The 17,327-nt window shown below is 71.2% G+C and carries 13 protein-coding genes and 2 pseudogenes; 8 read left to right on the top strand and 7 right to left on the bottom strand.

All coding sequences use genetic code 11. The features are described from left to right. From FF36_RS38775 to thrS, 4 genes and pseudogenes are all read right to left on the bottom strand, one after another. Positions 1-272, bottom strand: a pseudogene (locus FF36_RS38775) (HNH endonuclease); the annotation flags it as partial. 1 nt (position 273) lies between these two features. Further along, a pseudogene (locus tag FF36_RS38770) lies at positions 274-429 on the bottom strand (HNH endonuclease); the annotation flags it as partial. A gap of 1 nt (position 430) precedes the next feature. Continuing rightward, positions 431-542, bottom strand: a 112-nt coding sequence (locus tag FF36_RS41105; protein ID WP_422615111.1) for a hypothetical protein, incomplete at its 3' end; no start/stop codon positions are given. Between the two features lie 200 nt (positions 543-742). Beyond that, positions 743-2,755 (bottom strand): threonine--tRNA ligase, encoded by a 2,013-nt coding sequence (gene thrS / locus FF36_RS22965; protein WP_242422767.1) that lies wholly within the window; start codon positions 2,753-2,755, stop codon positions 743-745. Positions 2,756-3,718: 963 nt separating this feature from the next. Between thrS and FF36_RS22960 the strand changes: the two genes are divergently transcribed. From FF36_RS22960 to FF36_RS22945, 4 genes are read left to right on the top strand one after another with little or no spacing between them, the layout of a single operon-like run. Beyond that, positions 3,719-5,041 (top strand): radical SAM/SPASM domain-containing protein, encoded by a 1,323-nt coding sequence (locus FF36_RS22960; protein ID WP_044887220.1) that lies wholly within the window; start codon positions 3,719-3,721, stop codon positions 5,039-5,041. After that, positions 5,038-6,195 carry an amidohydrolase family protein gene (locus tag FF36_RS22955; RefSeq protein ID WP_044887219.1) on the top strand — a complete coding sequence of 386 codons (1,158 nt, stop codon included), beginning with the start codon at positions 5,038-5,040 and terminating at the stop codon, positions 6,193-6,195. Before FF36_RS22960 ends, FF36_RS22955 begins: the two co-directional genes overlap by 4 nt. Continuing rightward, entirely contained in the window at positions 6,192-7,028 is an 837-nt protein-coding gene (locus FF36_RS22950; RefSeq protein ID WP_044887218.1) for a phytanoyl-CoA dioxygenase family protein, read from the top strand. The genes FF36_RS22955 and FF36_RS22950 overlap by 4 nt, the downstream gene beginning before the upstream one ends. Beyond that, a complete protein-coding gene (locus FF36_RS22945) occupies positions 7,025-8,569 on the top strand; it encodes a B12-binding domain-containing radical SAM protein (RefSeq protein ID WP_044887229.1) in 1,545 nt (514 codons plus the stop codon). Before FF36_RS22950 ends, FF36_RS22945 begins: the two co-directional genes overlap by 4 nt. Here FF36_RS22945 and FF36_RS22940 read toward each other — a convergent pair. Together FF36_RS22940 and FF36_RS22935 are read right to left on the bottom strand one after the other, a co-directional pair. After that, on the bottom strand, positions 8,563-9,909 hold the full coding sequence (locus tag FF36_RS22940) for an ATP-grasp domain-containing protein (protein ID WP_044887217.1): 1,347 nt from the start codon (positions 9,907-9,909) through the stop codon (positions 8,563-8,565). The genes FF36_RS22945 and FF36_RS22940 overlap by 7 nt on opposite strands. Then, entirely contained in the window at positions 9,902-10,705 is an 804-nt protein-coding gene (locus tag FF36_RS22935) for a methyltransferase domain-containing protein (RefSeq protein WP_044887216.1), read from the bottom strand. Before FF36_RS22935 ends, FF36_RS22940 begins: the two co-directional genes overlap by 8 nt. Before the next feature lie 406 nt (positions 10,706-11,111). Here FF36_RS22935 and FF36_RS22930 point away from each other — a divergent pair, with 406 nt between their 5' ends. After that, positions 11,112-13,088: an AfsR/SARP family transcriptional regulator gene (locus tag FF36_RS22930; RefSeq protein WP_044887215.1), complete on the top strand. Its 1,977-nt coding sequence runs from the start codon at positions 11,112-11,114 to the stop codon at positions 13,086-13,088. 327 nt (positions 13,089-13,415) lie between these two features. Here FF36_RS22930 and FF36_RS22925 read toward each other — a convergent pair whose 3' ends face one another. Further along, a complete protein-coding gene (locus FF36_RS22925) occupies positions 13,416-14,075 on the bottom strand; it encodes a peroxiredoxin (protein WP_044887214.1) in 660 nt (219 codons plus the stop codon). Between the two features lie 328 nt (positions 14,076-14,403). On the opposite strand from FF36_RS22925, the gene FF36_RS22920 reads away from it, so the two are divergent. Genes FF36_RS22920 through FF36_RS22910 form a run of 3 tightly spaced genes read left to right on the top strand, consistent with a single transcriptional unit; the run spans position 14,404 to position 17,255 of the window. Then, a complete protein-coding gene (locus tag FF36_RS22920) occupies positions 14,404-15,342 on the top strand; it encodes an ABC transporter permease (RefSeq protein ID WP_044887213.1) in 939 nt (312 codons plus the stop codon). A gap of 2 nt (positions 15,343-15,344) precedes the next feature. Continuing rightward, a complete protein-coding gene (locus tag FF36_RS22915; protein WP_044887212.1) occupies positions 15,345-16,091 on the top strand; it encodes an ABC transporter ATP-binding protein in 747 nt (248 codons plus the stop codon). Between the two features lie 45 nt (positions 16,092-16,136). Then, positions 16,137-17,255 (top strand): ABC transporter substrate-binding protein, encoded by a 1,119-nt coding sequence (locus FF36_RS22910; protein WP_044887211.1) that lies wholly within the window; start codon positions 16,137-16,139, stop codon positions 17,253-17,255. The last annotated feature ends 72 nt before the right edge of the window (positions 17,256-17,327 follow it).

Below are 17,327 nucleotides of genomic sequence, written 5' to 3'. Positions count from 1 at the left end.
GCACCGGCGGTGTCGAGGGGGCTGGTGGTGTCCAGGCTCGCCCGGGCCGCGTCCAACGCCGCGAGCAGCCGAGCACCGTCGTCCGGAGAAAGAACCGCGCTCACCCGGAGCATGCCGTCGTCGTCGTACTGCCACGCCAGCCGCGGCGCCGACCGGCGGGTCCGCTCCTGCCCGCGGGCCTGCCGGGCACACCGGACCAGCCGCTCGATCTGCCCGGCGGTGCAGTACCGGGCATGGGTCAACCACACCCGCTCGGATTCCTCCTCCGCGATNCGCGTCACCGCCCGGACCTTCGCATACGACAGGGTGCCCGCGGCGAACGCGGCGCGGATCGCGGGCAGACGCTCCAACGCATGCCCGGTCGCCACATGCTCCCGCGCGGTCCGCAGGCCGATCCCGCACCGCCACGACAGCCAGTGCGCGCACGAGNCCATCCCCATCCCCGACCAGCCCTCCCGCCGATCGAACGCCGCCACCGCCAGCAGCCAGGCACACGTCGCCGCCGCGATCCGCCCCGCCCACCGGCAGATCACCTCCTCCACTCATGGAATGCGGCGGAACCTGAACCGGCCGGCAGCAGACCCGGAAACCGCGCGTGGAAGCCACCCGGGCAACCCAAAAGACGATCTTGATGTTCCGCGGAACCGGCACCGACCCGGGCCCCCAGCCAGAAGGCGAATGTTCGCGGGGGGACCGGGAACCAGCCGGAGCCAGGTGGCGGTGATCGGTCGCGTCGACTGGGTCAGTCGGTCGCGTCGACCTCGGTGGGTGTCGCGTCTGATCCTGCGCGGAGATGGCCGGCGCCGTCGAGGCTTCTGGTGTCGATCAGGTCGCGGACCCGGCGGACGAAGTCGGCCAGCGGCATGGACGTCTCCTGGCCGGACCGGTCCCGCACCGAGACGCTGCCCTCCTCGACCTCGCGCCGACCGACGACGACGATCAGCGGGATCTTGCGGGTGACCGCGGTGCGCACCCGGGCCGGGAGCCGGCCGTCGCTGGCATCGACGTCGACGCGCACGTCCGCGTCGAGCAGCGCCTGACTCACCGTCTCGGCATACTCGTCGAGCTCCGGCATGATCGGGATCACTCGGACCTGCTCCGGGGCCAGCCAGACCGGGAAGGCGCCGCCGAAGTGTTCGGTGAGGAACGCGACGAATCGCTCGTGCGAGCCCAGCGGCGCCCGGTGGATGACGACGACCTGCTTGTCGGTCCCGTCGGCGTCGTGGTACTTCAGGTCGAAGCGCTGCGGCGTGTAGAGGTCGACCTGGTTCGTCGAGGCGGCGAACTCCTTGCCGGTCACCGAGCGGATGATGAAGTCGACCTTCGGGCCGTAGTGCGCCGCGCCGCCGAGTTCCTCGACGTACGGGATGCCGGACTCGTCCATCGCCTCACGGGTGATCCGCTCGGCGTCCTCCCACATCTGCGCGTCGTCGTGGTACTTCGTCGTGTTCGCCGGGTCCCGCAGCGCGAGGACCATGTAGAAGTCGGTGATCCCGAGCGCCCGGTAGTACTCGTCATGCATCCGCATGACCTCGAGGAACTGCTCCTTGGCCTGGTCGCGGGTGCAGTAGATGTGGGCGTCGTTCTGGGTGAAGCCGCGGGCCCGCATCAGGCCGTGCAACTGGCCGCTGCGCTCGAACCGGTACACCGTCCCGTACTCGGCGATCTTGTAGGGGAGCTCGCGGTAGCTCTTCGGTCGGGCCTTGTACACCATGTGGTGGTGCGGGCAGTTCATCGGCTTGAGGTAGTAGTTCTCGCCCTCGATCTGGATCGGGGCGTAGAGGTCCTCGCTGTAGTACGGCAGATGCCCGGACAGGAAGTAGAGGTCCTCCTGGGTGATGTGCGGCGTGACGACCCGGCGGTAGCCGAGGCGCCGCTCGGTCTGGCGGGCCCAGCTCTCCAGCTCGTCGCGGATGATCGTCCCGTTGGGCAGCCACAGGGGCAGCCCCTTGCCGATCTCCGGGCTGAACGCGAACAGGTCGAGATCCTCGCCGATCCTGCGGTGGTCCCGCTTGGCGGCCTCCGCCAGCGCGGCCAGGTACTCCTTGAGCGCCGGCCGGGTCGGCCACGCGGTCCCGTAGATCCGCTGGAGCTGGGGGTTCTTCTCGTCACCGCGCCAGTAGGCGGCCGAGTTGCGCAGCAGTGCGAACGCGGAGATCAGATGGGTGGACGGCAGGTGCGGGCCGCGGCACAGATCGGTCCAGACGACCTCCCCGCTGCGCGGGTCGACGTTGTCGTACATCGTCAGCTCGCCGCTGCCGACCTCGGTGGCCGCCGCGCCCGACGCCTCCCCCTTGATGTCGACGAGCTCCAGCTTGAAGGGCTCGGCGGACAGCTCGTCGCGCGCCGCCTCCCGCGAGGTCAGCACGCGGCGGCGGAACCGCTGGCCCTGCTTGACGATCTCCTTCATCCGGGCCTGGATGCGTTCGAGGTCCTCGGCCTGGAACGGCTTGGGCACGTCGAAGTCGTAGTAGAAGCCGTTCTCGATCGGCGGCCCGATGCCGAGCCGGGCCTCGTCGAAGAGGTCCTGCACCGCCTGGGCCATCACGTGCGCCGTCGAGTGCCGCAGCACCGCGAGACCGTCCGGGCTCGACATCGGCACCGCCGTCACCTCGGTGTCCACCTCCGGCACCGCGGTGAGGTCGCGCAGCGTGCCGCCAGCGTCGCGGACGACCACGATCGCGTTCGGGCCTGACATCGTCAGGCCGGCGGCCTTCACCGCCTCCGCAAAGCTGCTACCGGCTGGAGCGGACACTCGCTCCTCGGGCACCGCGGGCATACGTGCCGACATGGCCGCCTCTCAAGATCCTCAATGCTCTGCCTTCCTCCGATTGATCGTAGTCGCCCGCGCCAGACGCGCCGACGCACCCGCCCGGGCGCCGGACGTTCCTTCGGGGGGCCTCATCCGGGGCGCTCTTCACCGAATTGCCCGCCCTGCGGTCCGAACCCGGTAGCGCGCTCCCGGGTGGCAGAGCGTGATTCCGAAAACTGATATTCCCGCTTCGGGGCGGAGTCGCCGGAAATCCTCTCGGGAGAACCCGGATATTGATCGCGGAATCAGCCGTGGACTGAAGATCTAAGCCGTCGCAATCCCGCACGCATCGTCCACCCGGCCGTGACGCCGGCCCGGGAATGCGGCTCGCCGGGGCGCCTTCGCCGCGCGGGGCGCACCGGGACCTGGTGCAGGCAGGCCTCCGAGGCTGGCGGCCCACCGCCGTGAAACGCCGACGAGGTCGCACGGCCCCTGGCTCGGCACGGCCCCTGGATCGGCACGGCCCCTGGATCGGCGCGGGGGCTCGGCGGGCCGTACCCGTCCAGGCGCCGATACCAGTCCGCGCCGGGGTCGGGCGACGGGCGGCCGCTGACCATGGCATCCGCCTGCCGTCGCCCACCCGCCGACGCGCCGGGCGCCTCGGCAGCGAATGTGTTCGCATTGGTCCGCGGTCACGAAGTGCTACGGATGGCGACCTCTAATCTTTGTCGCGGCGCAGGTCAACGCTTTCCTTTAGTTGCCGGCATGGCTGTGTCGCTGCGCTGCGTAAACCTTTGCCGGGCGTCGTAGATGCGCCGGGTTGCCGTCCGAGGCGGCGATGATCCGGCGGAACATCCGGCCAGATGCGAAGACTACACGTTCAGGTCAGAAGCCCTTGTCCGGGGCGACTCCGTGATTTACCCTCGTTGGGCGGCTGCTTTTGCACAGCCTATGCTTGGAGGGCTCATGGCTGAACTCCGCCCGCTTCCTCTCTTTGCCGGCCCATTCACCACGCTCGACGGCCGGTACTCCGCCTTCGCGGACGGAAAGGTCCTACGAGTGGGCCTGAAGATGAACACCCCGCCGACCTGCAACTGGAAATGCCCCTATTGTTATGCGGGTGATCCGGAACTGCACGGACGCCCCCGTCAACCCACGGTCATGACGGCGAGCGAGTCGGGGTCAGTGCCCCTGCACCGCGACCCGACCTGGGAAGGGCGGATGGAGGGCTGGCTCGAGCAGGCGATCGCGCTCGGCCTGCAGGCGGTGACGGTGAACGGCACGTTCGAACCGCTTGCCGCGCCGTCCTGGCAGGACACGATCTCCTTTCTGCAACGGCGGGGCATCGCGGTCACGCTCGTCACCAACGGGGGGCTGCTGACGCCGGAGTCGATCGACTGGATCGTCGCCAGCGGCGTCAACCTGCTGACGAAGCTGAACGTGCCGGTGGTGGCGCCCGACGATCCCCGCCGCGCGCGACTCGCCGAGGTGCAGAAGTACCTGTCCGGTCTGCCGCGGGACGCCGAGACCGTCTACGCCGAGCAGGTCGCGCTGATCGAGTGTCTCGTGGCCGCCGGCCTGACGACGACGGACGAGCCCGGCCGGACCAGGCTCGGCGTCGAGTCGGTCATCGCCCGCGACAACCTGGAGTTCCTCCCGGAGCTGGTGGCCCAGTTGCGCGAGCGGAACATCTACTCGCACATCGAGCTCAGCAAGCTGCAGGGCTTCGCCCGGACCAACCCCCACCTGGTGATCCGCCGGGCCGAGATCTCCGAGCTGTTCGAGACCGTCCGCCGCCAGGACGAGGCGATGGGCTACGAGCCGTACCAGGCCAAGCCGCCCTGCCTGGCAGGCGCCTGCTACGAGAACCTGTACCGCCTCGACCTGCATGCGGACGGTGCGGTCAGGCCGTGCCCGGGGATCGAGACGACGATCGGGGACCTCAACCGGCAGCCGCTGGCCGAGGTGCTCGGCAGTCCCGCGCTCGCCGTCATCCGCAACCTCGACGACCATATCCAGGGGGACTGCCGGGACTGCGACCTGCTCGCCACCCGGCAGTGTTACGGCGGCTGCCGGGGCACCGCCTATCAGGCGATGGCGAACTCGGGGCGCGGCGAGTACGAACGCTGGACCGCGTCCGATCCGTCCTGTTGGCGGGTGCAACGGGTGCTCGACGACGGCACGCTCGCGCAGGACGTCCTCGACCGCTCGCTGACCACGGAGGAGATCGCACGGCTGCGGAGGCCCGATCTGGTCGAGACGAGCACGGCCGGCGAGGTGGCGCCGTGAGCCGGCCGCTGATCTCCGCCGACTCGCACCTCTGCGAGCCGCCCGAGCTGTGGACATCCCGGCTACCGCGGCGGTACCAGGAGCGGGCGCCCCGGGTGGTGAACCTCGACGGGCGGCCGGGAGAGTACTTCGTCTGCGAGGACATCCAACCGCGCAGCGTGTACGCGGCCAGCGCCGCCGGCGTGCCGTCCGAGGAGCTCCCCCGCCGGGCGGCCCTGGGCTTCGCCGCCGCACCACCGTCGGTGTGGGATCCGCGGGCGCGGCTCGCCGAGCAGGACGTCGACGGCGTCGCCGCAGAGGTCCTGTTCCCGACCTTCGCGGACCTGCTCTTCGGCTGCCAGGACGCCGAGTTCCGCCGCGCCTGCCTGCACGCCTACAACGACTTCGTCGCCGAGTACTGCGCCGTCGACCCGAACCGACTCGTCGGCACCGCCCTGGTGGACGACGCCGACCCCGGGCTCGCGGCGGAGGAGGTCACCCGGGCGGCGGGTCTGGGCCTGCGCGGCGTCGTGTTACGCGCGGACCCGGATCGGTCCTACGCAGACGCCTCCTTCGACCCGGTGTGGGAGACCGCCGTCGGCCTCGACCTCCCGGTGGTGATTCACCGGGGCGCCGTCCGGCGGGACATCACGATCGACGTCCACGGCGCGCTGCTCGATTACGTCATGATCCCGGCCCAGGCCCAGCGCGCGCTCACCGCGCTCGTCTTCGGCGGTGTCTGGGAGCGGTATCCGGGGCTGCGACTGATCCTCTGCGAGTTCGACCTGCTGTGGATCCCGCATTTCCTGCAGCGGCTGGAGCACGCCGACCACCGGTTCGGACGCTCCTTCGGCGTCGACCTGTCCCGGCCGGCCCTCGACCAGGTGACCGACGGCGTCTGGGTCACGTTCCAGCATGAGACCGACGAGGTCCCCCGGATCCTGCCGAACTGGTCGGCGGAGCGGCTGATGTGGGCCTCGGACTACCCGCACGCGGACTCCACCTGGCCGCACTCGGTGGGCAAGGTCGCCGAGCTGCGCGCGGCGGTCGGGCCCGACACCACGACGATGCTCACGCACGACACGGTGTCCCGGCTGTTCGGGCTGCGCCTGCCGGCGCCCGCCCCGTCCGCCCCGCCTGCCCCGCCCGCCCCGCTCGAGGCGGCGCGCCCATGAGCGACCGGATCGCCACGGCCGGGCTCGACGTCGAGCGCTACCGTGCCGAGGGGCTCGTCATCGCCCCCGAGCCGATGCCGGCCGACGTCCTCGACCAGGTGCGGTCGGACCTCGGCGACTATCTGTGCGATGACCCGAGCGACGTCCCCGACTTCGTGCCTGATCTGATGGCGAGCGGGTTCGGCCTGCGTTACGGCAGCCATCCGGTGCTGCTGGACGCGGTGTCGGCCGTGCTCGGCGACGACGTCCTGCTCTGGGCCTGCGGGATGTTCGGCAAGCCGGCGCGGATCGGCAAGCCGACGCCGTGGCACCAGGACGGTCACTACTGGCCCATCCGGCCGCTGGCCACGTGCACGGTGTGGCTGGCGCTGGACCGGTCCGGCCCGCACAACGGCGGACTGCGCTACGTCGCCGGTTCGCACCGGGCGCGGGCGCTGCTCGGGCACCAGCGCTCCGACGGGCGGGACGCCACCCTGAACCAGCGGCTGGAGCTCGACGAGCCGCAGCGTGCCGCCGTGCGCGTCGCCGAGCTGGAACCGGGTCACTTCTCGCTGCACGACGTCCATCTCGTGCACGGATCGTCCGCCAACGTGTCCGGAGCGCGCCGCGCCGGGATCACCTTCCGGTACATGCCTACGACCTCGTACTACGACCGCGACCTGGCCCGCCGCCAGCACCGCGAGCTCGGCGTCCCGGACATCTCCGGGCGGGTGCTCTACCGGGTCCGCGGCGTGGATCGCACCGGCCGCAACGACACGGTGGACGCGACGGCCGGACCGTGGGCCGCCACGCCCGTGCCGCCCGTGCCACCCGCGCCAGGGAGACCGACATGAGAGTCGCCTTCGTGAACGTCAACGCCAAGCAGGACGCGATCCTTGGCCGGGAGCTGACGTTCTACGAGAACAAGTGCAGCATCGAGCTGGGCACCCTCTACCTGGAGGCCAACGTCGCGTGGCGGCCGGAAGACCGCACGCTCCAGGTGAACCTGCTGCATCTGCTCAGCCGGGGCGAGGACTGGCGTTCGGCGCTCGGCCGGTTCGCGCCCGACGTCGTGGCGCTCAGCGCGTTGACCTACTATGCGCCGGAGCTGGCCTTCGTGGCCGGCTGGGCCAAGGCGGAGCTCGGCAGTGTCGTGGTTGTCGGCGGCCCGCACGCGACGGCGATCGGCCGGGGCGTGCTCGACGACGGCAACATCGACTACGCCCTGGTGGGGGAGGGCGAAGCCGGGTTCGGTGACCTGCTCGACCTGATCCGCGGCGGGGACCTGATCCGCGGTAGGGACGGTGGCGCGCCGCGCACGGACATCGGTGGCCTCGTCTACCGCGAGCCGGACGGGACCGTCCGGGCGAATCCGCGCGGTGTGGTGCCGGACCTCGACGCGCTCGCGACCCCGACGCTCGCGCAGCTGGACCCGACCCCCTTCGCCGGTTACACCTCGCTGCTCAACCTCAAGGTGCGGTACATGCCGATCGTCACCACGCGGGGCTGCCCGTACCAGTGCGTGTACTGCCACGACATCATGGGGAAGTCCGTGCGGTACCGGTCGGCGGCGGCGGTGGTGGCGGAGGTCGACTACTGGCATGAGGCCGCCGGCGTCGACACGTTTCTCGTCTACGACGACATCTTCAACATCCACCGCGGTCGGGTGCGGGAGATCTTCGCCGAGTTCGCCAGGCGGCCCGGGCTGCGGTTCGCCTTCCCCAACGGCCTGCGCGCGGACCTGTTGACCGAGGACATCGTCGACCTGCTGCTCGAGGGCGGCACGTTCTACGCGATGGTCGCGGTGGAATCAGGTGACCAGCGGGTGCAACAGGTGATCAAGAAGCGGCTGAACCTCGACCGCACCCGCCGGATGATCGAGTACATGGGCAACGCGGGCGTGATTCTCGGCTCGTTCAACATCTTCGGCTTCCCGTCCGAGACCGAGGCGGACATCGAGCGGACGATCGAGTTCAACGCGTCGACCACAGGGCTGAGCAAGGCGAACTTCTTCGTGCTGTCCCCGCACGAGGGCACCGAGGTCTGGGACATGGCGATCGACCAGGGCTATGAGCCGCCCCGCGGTGGTGCCGGCCAGGGCTATTTCAGCGCGCCCGAGAGTTCGCCGACGGCGGAGGTCCCCTGGGACCGCCTGGAGGAGTTGCGCCGGGAGGCGTACAGCCGCTTCTACCTGACGCCGGCACGGGTGCGGAAGGTCCTCACCGATACCGCGCGGAACATGACCCCGCAGGAGAAGCACACCTTTCACAGCGTCGACTACTCGTTCGTGCTCAGGCAGTTCCTCGACGTCGACTCGCTCGATGCGCTGCCGCGCGGCGAAACCGCCGAACTCCTCCACGACCTCCTGCCCGCCGGCGTGCTGTCCGGCTACTGAGCGCCCGTGACGAACCGGATGCGTTTCTGCGCCCAGCGGCCGAGGTCCTCGGCGGTGGCGAAGTCGGCCGCCGCGACCATGACGTGGACCGTGCAGTGGTCCGAGCGCGGCGCGCGGCGGATGTAGGTGCCCGGGTGCTCGTAGACGCAGACCTCCACGACGTCCGGGTGCGACCGCACCTCGTCGAGCCCCTCGATCGCCCGCAACATCCCTTCGTCGGCGAACAAGCCGAACGTCATCACCGCATGGCGCGGCCGGTCCGGGTCCCGCGGACCCGGGTCCGGGTCCGGCGCCGGGCGCCCGCTTGGCGCCGGCGCGCCGGTGGCGATCCGGACCATCGTCTCGACGAGGTCGACGCCGTGGGCGAGCCGGGCCGACCGGAAGATCGGGCCGCCGCCCATCCGCGCCGCGACCTCGAGCAGCACCGGTCCGGTGTCCGTCGTGCGCATCTCGGCGTGGAACACGCAGTCCCGCAGGCCGAGCGCGCGCACGGCGCCCGCCGCCACGTCGTCCACCCGGGCCAGCAGGTCCGCCGGAAGCCGGGAGGGCGACGACCACAGCACCTCCTCGAAGAAGGGGCCGTCCGCCGGCAGCGGCTTGTCGTGGCGGGCCAGCACCCGCACCTCACCACCGACGACGCTGCCCTCGACGCTCACCTCGCCGACCGGCAGGTCGAGGGAGCTGGCGAACCGCCGCCGCCCGCGGATGAGCTGCTCGACGAGCAGGCGAGGCGCCGCGCCGCCGCGGAAGGTGGCGTGCACCAGCGGGTCGCCGGCGACGACCCGGGCGCCGCCGCGGAGCACGTCGTCGAACGCGGCGGCCAGCTCGGCCGGGTCGTGCACCGTCCAGACGAACAGGCTGCCGCCGGCGAGCAGCGGCTTGAGCACCACCGGATAGCCGATGTCCGCGGCGATCGCCAGCGCCTCGTCGAGCCGCTCGGCGGTCCCGAACCGTACCGTCGGCAGACCGTGCTCGGCGAAGGCCGCCCGCATCCGGGACTTGTCCCGGGCCCTCTCCAACACGTCCAACGGCGTGAACGGCAGGCCCAGCTCCGCGGCCACGGCCGAGCAGAACGCCAGACCCGTCTCCGACAGCGAGACGATGCCGTCCGCGGCACCCCCGCGGCGGGCGAGCAGGTCCCGCGTGGTGCGGATCGCGGCCGGCGCGTCGAGCCGGTCGATCCGCACCACGTCGGCCAGGAGTTCGTCGGCCCAGGATGGGACATCGGTGTCGTCCTCGGCGAGCAGGACGACGCGCGGGTGGAGTTCGGCGAGACGGGTAAGCGCCGGCCGGCGCGGCTCGTTGAGGGGGCTGTAGACGAGGAGCGAGCCCTCAGTCATCCCGGCGCGCGGTGCAGGCATAGAAGTTGCGGGTGAAGACGAACTCGTCGCGCTCGGCCCCCGCGGCCAGTTCGGCGAGCCACCGGTCGGCCTCCGCAGCGGCGAAACCGGCGGTGACGACCCAGTCCCGGATCCGGGTGAAAAATGCCCGGTCGAAGGTCCGATCAATACGGACCGTCGAGTGGAAGCCGGTGACGGTGAAACCGGCGTCCCGCAGCAGCGAGGGCAGCTTTCGGCCGATCCAGCCGTCCTGCCAGAAGTCGGTCGCCGCGTCGAGGATCCGGCGGCTGAGGTCCCGGTCGCCCGGGTGGATCACGGCGCTGCCGAAATCCTGGTCGAGCACCGCCGCCGTCCCGCCGCGACGGGTGAGCCGGTGCATCTCCCGGAGGATGCCGGCGGGGTCGGCGGCATGCACCAGCACGGTCGCGGTCGTCGCGAGATCGAACTGCTCGTCGGGCAGCGGTACCTGCGTTCCGTCGGCGGCGAATATCTCGAATTGGTCGAAACGTTCGGCCGCCCGCTTGGCGAGATAGGCACTGCGGTCGATGCCGACGGCCCGCTCGACGCGGTCAGCGCCCAGGTGGCCGACAAGCCGGTCGAGAACCTGCCCGGTACCGCAGCCGACCTCGAGGACCGTTTTCGCCTCCCGCGGCAGCAGATCGAAGAACCAGTCGAGAACGGCGGGATAATAATTCCCGGCGATCCGTTCGAGAAGAATGCTCTCCTCGAAAGCTGGATCTGACCCCGAGTCGATGGTGTCGAACGGGTCGACGTTGCGTTCGATCGAGACTGTCACTACTGCGCTCCCGGGGTCCGAAGGGCACTGAGCGAACGGGTCGTGGCAAGAGAGAATCGGCGACGTGACCAACGTGACCAACGTGACCGACGTCGTGGACAGCGCGTCGGCCCCGCGCTGAGCGAGCACCTCGTCGACGCCGTCCTCTCGACCACGATTTCCGGGCCGCTGCGCGCCGTCAAGCTCGACCGTCGGCGCTGATAGGCAAGATGAACCTTTGACTGTATTTTGTCGATGCGCGGTGATAATCCTGTTATCGCATGAACTGTGAACTGTGAACTGCGGCGCGGAGCGGGCCCCGGTGGATGGGTCGCGGGCACCGCCGCTCCGGCCCTGGGTCGACAGCCGCGTGGCACCATCGGGGTGGATGGCGGGGTTCGTCCGTAGGGCGATCTGAGGGGGACGGGTGGAGACTCTGCGGATCGAGCTGTTCGGCCATTTTCGAGTCACGGTGGGTGATCGGGCGGTCCCGGATGGGGCCTGGTCGCAGCGCAGGCCGGCGGCGCTCGTCAAGCTGCTCGCGCTGGCACCCGGGCATCGCCTGCGCCGGGATCAGGTGATGGACGTCCTGTGGCCGGAGCTGGACCCGGCCGCAGCCGGCCGCAACCTGCGCAAGGCTCTGCATGCGGCCCGCCGCGCGCTCGACGGCGAACAGGGTGCGGACCTCATCGCGTCGGTCGGTGACCTTTTGTGCCTGCCGTCGGACCGCCTGTCGGTCGATGTGGACGAGTACCGGTCGGCCGCCGCGACCGCGCGGCGCACCCGGGCCGTCGACGCTCACGCCGGCGCGATCGAGCTCTACCGGGACGGGCTGCTGCCGGAGGACGTCTACGAGGACTGGGCGGTCGCGCCGCGCGATGCCCTGCGCGACGACTGGCTGGCGCTGATGGCGGAGTTCGCCGAGCTGCTCGAGACGCGCGGGGACCTCAACGACGCCGCCCGGACCGTGCAGCGCCTCGTCGCCGCGGATCCGTTGAGTGAGGACAACCACGCCTGGCTGATGCGGCTGTATTCCGCCGCCGGGCGCCGTGGCGAGGCCCGGCGGCAGTACCAGCGGCTGTGCGACGTGCTCGACGCCGAGCTGGGGATCGAACCGAGCCCGTCGACGCAGCGGTTGTACGAGGAGATCCGCAGCAACCTCGCGGCCGAGCCGGAGCAGGCGATCGAGGTCTGGGAGCGGGTCGGGGACCTGCGTGCCCAGTCGGGCGACGCCGCGGCGACGATCACGGCGTACGAGCGGGCGCTGCGGGCCGGACCCGACGCGGCGACGGCCATCCGCCTGCACCGCAAGGGTGCGGCCGCGCTGGTGATGCAGCAGCAGCTCGACGCGGCCGAGACGCACCTGGACGCGGCCGACCGGCTCGGGCCGGACGCCGTCGACCAGGGCCGGCTGGCCGGCGTGCGGGCGGGTGTGATGCGGGAACGCGGCGACTTCGCCGCCGCCCGCCGGCTGGCCGACCGGGCGCACCAGGTGGCCGTGGCGCACGGCGACGCCGACGCCGTCGCCGAGGCGCTCGAGGAACAGGCGATCCTGGCGCACATCCAGGGCACCTGGCGCACGGCGCTGCAGGTCCAGATGCCGCGGCTCGCGGCCGTGGACCTGGGCGGCCGGGTCAGCCGGTTCTTCGAGATCAACCACTGCATCGGGCAGTACCAGCTCTACGAGGACGCCCTCGCCGACGATGTCGAGCAGTACGCGCGCGAGACGCTGGCGCTGGCCGAGCGGGCGGACGCGGTGGCGGTGCAGGCGTTCGCCTGGTGTCTGCTCGGCGAGTCGCTGCTGTTGCGCGGCCACTGGGACGCCGCGGCCGCCTGCCTGGACCGAAGCTGCGAGCTGTACGCGCCGATGGGCAGCCGGTCCGTCGCGCTGCCCTGGCTGCGCCGGGCCGAACTCGCGATCTGTACGGGTGCCCTCGACGAGGTCGTGCCCTACCTCAAGCGGGCGTCCGCCATCGCGGCGGTCACCCCGCTGGCCCGGCACGCCTGGGGGCGGTTGCACGCCACGGCGGCGCTGGCGGCGCTCGAGCGGGACGATCTTGACGGCGCCGTCGAGTCGGTGCGGGCGGCGTCGCGCACCGCGGCCCGCTACGGCGACTGCGCCAGCTGCGGCCTGTTGCTCAACCCGGTCGGCGCGGAGACGCTGGCGCGGGCCGGCGACGCCGCGGGAGCGCGGGCCTTCGCCGAGGCGGCCCGGCGGGCGGCGTCGTTCCACGACAGCATGGCCTGGACGGCCATGGCCGAGTCGGCGGCCGGTAGTGCCGCGGCGGCCGCGGGCGACCCGGTCGAGGCCCGCGCGGGGTTCGAGACGGCCGCCGCGCTGTACGAGAAGGCCGGGCAGCCGTTCTGGGCCGCCCGCTCACGCCGCCAGGCCGCCGCCGTCTGAGGACCGCCCCGGAGACGGCCGGCGAACCTGGTCCGCGGTGACCGGCTCAGTGGCCTGTCCACCCGCGGCCGAACCAGCGGCGGATCCGGGTCGAACCGAACTCGGACCTGTCCGCCGCGTACAGCGCGGAGGGATCGTGGCGGGCGGGCACCTGAACGGGGTCGAGGTGACCCCGACGACGACCCGCCCGCCGTCGAACCGGTCCAGCGCGGCGCGCGTCGCGAACGCCCCGGCCACCGGGTAGAACTCGGGCCCGGCCTCGACCAGGCCCGGCGTCGCCGAGCTCCTCGGACAGTCGGGTCGTCAGCTCCAGGCCGCTGCTGTGACTCAGGCGGTCGGCTGCGGGACGATGCGGATGTAGGGCTTCGGCTCGTTCCAGGTGCCGAAGATCTCCTTGGCCTGGTCGTTGGAGACCGAGCCGGCGATGACGACGTCGTCGCCCTGCTTCCAGTTCACCGGGGTGGCGACCTTGTGCTTCGCGGTGAGCTGCAGGGAGTCGATGACCCGCAGGACCTCGTCGAAGTTGCGCCCGGTCGTCATCGGGTAGACCAGGATCAGCTTGATCTTCTTGTCCGGGCCGATGACGAAGACGTTGCGCACGGTCTGGTTGTCCGCGGCCGTGCGGTCCGACGGGTCACCGCTGACGTCGGCGCCGAGCATGCCGTACGCCTTGGAGATCGCGAAGTCGGCGTCGCCGATCAGCGGGTAGTTGGGCGCGGTGCCCTGGGTCTCCTCGATGTCCTTGGCCCAGGCGTCGTGCAGCTCGATCGGGTCCACCGAGAGGCCGATGATCTTGACGTTGCGGCGGTCGAACTCGGGCTTGATCGACGCGACATAGCCAAGCTCGGTGGTGCAGATCGGGGTGAAGTTCTTCGGGTGCGAGAACAGCACCGCCCACGAGTCGCCGATCCACTCGTGGAACTTGATCGGGCCCTCCGTGGTCGCCGCCACGAAGTCGGGTGCGGTGTCACCGATCGTCAGGGACATTACTCACTCCGTTCACAGAGGAAGCTCGGCGAGGGATGCCGAGGTAGTGCGTCGTGAAGGACTCTACGGACACGGCGTTCCCTGGACGTTCCCTTGCCACGCAGGCGTCCACCGGGGCCCGCCGCCGGTGGCGCGAGCGAGTGCGGCCCGGGCGATCGTGCGATCCGCATCACTCGAGCGGTAAATACTACTAAACCGATCGGCTTTGCCCATATATGCTGCCACCCGGTCCCACCGGGCTACGCCCGCCCGTCCCGAACCAGGAGTTCGTCATGCAGCGCACTGGCACGTGTCGAGTCTCAGCCGAGGCCGTGGGGACCCGCGCATCGTGACGGTTCAGGACTCCCGGTGCGCGCCGGGCGAGCTCGGGCGTGACCCGGCGGCGAACGAGAACCTGGCGGTGAGTGGTGACCCGGCGGTCGCGGACCGGGCGGCTCTCGCCACGCCGTTCGAGCTCACCGATCTGAGTCGTCGGCGCAACGCCCCCGGACGGCGCGCCGGACTGCGCCGGGTTCGTTGGCTGTTGCGCGGCCTGGTGCCGGCCGCCCTCCTGATCGCCTGGCAGTGGAGCACCTCCGCCGGGCTCGTCCCGCCGACGACGCTGGCGAGCCCGAAGAGCGTGTTCGAGGCCGCCCGCGACCTCATCGCCGACGGTGAGCTGCAGACGGCCCTGCGGGTGTCGACCGGGCGGGCCCTGGCCGGGCTGGTCATCGGCGCCGGCATCGGGGTCGCGGCGGGCCTCGTCGCCGGGCTGTGGAAGCTGGGCGAGGAGCTCGTGGACTCGACGCTGCAGATGCTGCGGACGGTCCCGTTCATCGCGCTGATTCCGCTGTTCGTCGTCTGGTTCGGCATCGGCGACACCCCGAAGATCGTGCTGATCGCGGTTGCCTGCGTCTTCCCCGTCTACCTCAACACCTTCGCCGGAGTGCGCGGGGTGGACCGCCGGCTGATCGAGGTCGGCCGGGTCTTCGGGCTGAGCAGAACGAGGATGATCACCCGCCTCGTCCTACCGAACGCGCTCCCGTCGGTGCTGGTCGGCATCAGGTACGCCATGGGGATCTCGCTGCTCGCGCTGGTGGCGGCGGAGCAGATCAACGCCTCCTCCGGGCTGGGCGCACTGGTGATGAACGCGTCCAACCAGATCCGGACGGACATCGTGATCGTCGGGGTCGTCGTGTACGCGCTGCTCGGTCTGCTCGTCGACCTCGTCGTCCGGCTCCTCGAGCGGCTGCTCCTGCCCTGGCGACCGACGATCGTGAAGTCCTGACCATGACGACCCCCGCCGGCACGACCCCCGCACCGGCGCAGCCGGCCGTCGTCATGCGCGACGTCGGCAAGGCGTTCGCGGCCCGGCGGATCCTGGACGACTTCGCCCTCACGATCGCCAGGGGCGAGTTCGTCGCGCTGCTCGGCCGCTCCGGCAGTGGTAAGACGACCCTGCTGCGGATCCTCGCCGAGCTCGACACCGTCGACGAGGGAACGGTCCTGGCGCCCCGCAACCGCTCGGTGGTCTTCCAGGAGCCCCGGCTGATCCCGTCGGAGCGGGTCTGGCGCAACGTGCTGCTCGGGCTTCCCCGCCGGGAATCGACCCTCGCCAGGGCGCAGGAGGCCCTCGCCGAGGTGAACCTCGCCGACCATGCCAGGGCCTGGCCGCACACGCTGTCGGGGGGCGAGGCGCAGCGGGTCGCCCTGGCGCGCGCCCTGGTGCACCGTCCGGACCTGCTCCTGCTCGACGAGCCGTTCGCCGCGCTCGACGCGCTGACCCGCCTGCGCACGCAGGCCCTGGTGCACGAGCTGTGGCACCGGCACCGGCCGGCCGTCCTGCTGGTCACCCACGACGTCGACGAGGCGTTGCGGCTGGCCGACCGCGTCGTCGTCCTCACCGACGGCAAGGTCGGTCTGGACCTGCGCGTCGACCTGCCTCGACCGCGCGAGGGCACCGGGTCGCGCTTCGGTGACCTGCGCTCACAGCTACTTGCCGAGCTGGGCGTCGCACGCCCGTCATCCCCGGCCTGAAGCCCACCGGCTCGGCCACCCCACCAACACCTCGGGAACGCATCCATGAAGATCGGAAGATTCGGTCGGCTCCGCCTGGCCGCCCCGCTGCTCGCGCTGGCCGTGGCCGCCGCCGCCTGCGGATCGGACGGCGGCAGCAGCGGCAGCGGTAGCAGCAGCGGCAGCAAAGCGGCAGCGCAGAACGACCTCAGCGGCGTGACCCTGACCTTCGCGACCCAGTCGCCGTACGTGAAGGCGGCTTTCGCGAAGTCCGGCGTGCTCCAGGGCGCCCCGTACAAGGTCCAGTTCGCGCAGTTCAACGCCGCGACGGTCACGACCGCGCTGACGACCGGGAAGGTCGACATCGGTCAGCTCAGCGACTTCGCCCTCATCCTGGCCCAGGCCAACGCCCAGCCCGCGTGGCCGGCGAACGACCCCCCGATCCAGGGGGTCCTGGCGACCCAGCCCGCCGACGACACCAACTACCCGCCGATCGTGACCCTGCGCGGCAAGAACTCGGGAATCGAGCGCCTCGCCGACCTCCGCGGGAAGAAGTTCGCCTACTCCCCGGGCGCGACCTCCGAGCTGCAGTACCTGCTGACCCTGAAGCAGGCCGGGCTCACGCCCGCGGACGTCAAGCCCGTCCAGCTCGACTCGACGGTGGGCGCCACCGCGCTGGCCCAGGGTGACGTCGACGCGTGGGCCGGGTCGCCGGCCCGCGCCGGCGCCGCGCTGGACGCGGGCGCGCAGGTCCTGACCACCACCAAGCAGACCGGCGCCCTCGGGCTGGGCGTGCTCGTCGCGTCGCGGGGCGCGCTGAAGGACCAGCGGAAGAACGCGGCGATCCGGGACTTCGTGGGCCGCTCCGTGGCCTACGAGCTGTGGAACATCACCCAGCCGGACCAGTCGGCGCAGGTCTGGGTCGACGCGGCGAAGCTCACCCCGGCCAAGGCCAGGTCCACCGCCATCGCCAACCGGCAGGTTCCGCACGTCCTCGACGCCGCGCTGCTCGACCGCATCCAGCACAACACCGCCGACGTCGCCTACTCCGGCGGCCTGATCAAGCGGGCGGTCAACATCCGCGACCACTACTACACCGGCTTCAACGACACGGTCGCGCAGAAGCTCAAGGAACTGGACGTCACGGCGAAGGTCGACGCGGCCGTCGCGGCGGCCCGTCCCTGACCGCGCGGCGCCCGCCGCGACCACCCCCGGCCGACCGCCTGGAACCCATCCCCGGGTGCATTCCCGTGTCCC

Source organism: Frankia torreyi, assembly GCF_000948395.1.
Lineage (GTDB): Bacteria > Actinomycetota > Actinomycetes > Frankiales > Frankiaceae > Frankia > Frankia torreyi.
This window is presented reverse-complemented; position numbering and strand designations above follow the sequence as displayed.

Coding starts and splice junctions, on each gene's coding strand:
- FF36_RS22950 (WP_044887218.1), top strand. CDS start 6,192: ATGAGCGACCGGATCGCCACGGCCGGGCTCGACGTCGAGCGCTACCGT.
- FF36_RS22945 (WP_044887229.1), top strand. CDS start 7,025: ATGAGAGTCGCCTTCGTGAACGTCAACGCCAAGCAGGACGCGATCCTT.
- FF36_RS22915 (WP_044887212.1), top strand. CDS start 15,345: ATGACGACCCCCGCCGGCACGACCCCCGCACCGGCGCAGCCGGCCGTC.
- FF36_RS22925 (WP_044887214.1), bottom strand. CDS start 14,075: ATGTCCCTGACGATCGGTGACACCGCACCCGACTTCGTGGCGGCGACC.
- FF36_RS22940 (WP_044887217.1), bottom strand. CDS start 9,909: ATGACTGAGGGCTCGCTCCTCGTCTACAGCCCCCTCAACGAGCCGCGC.
- FF36_RS22910 (WP_044887211.1), top strand. CDS start 16,137: ATGAAGATCGGAAGATTCGGTCGGCTCCGCCTGGCCGCCCCGCTGCTC.
- FF36_RS22960 (WP_044887220.1), top strand. CDS start 3,719: ATGGCTGAACTCCGCCCGCTTCCTCTCTTTGCCGGCCCATTCACCACG.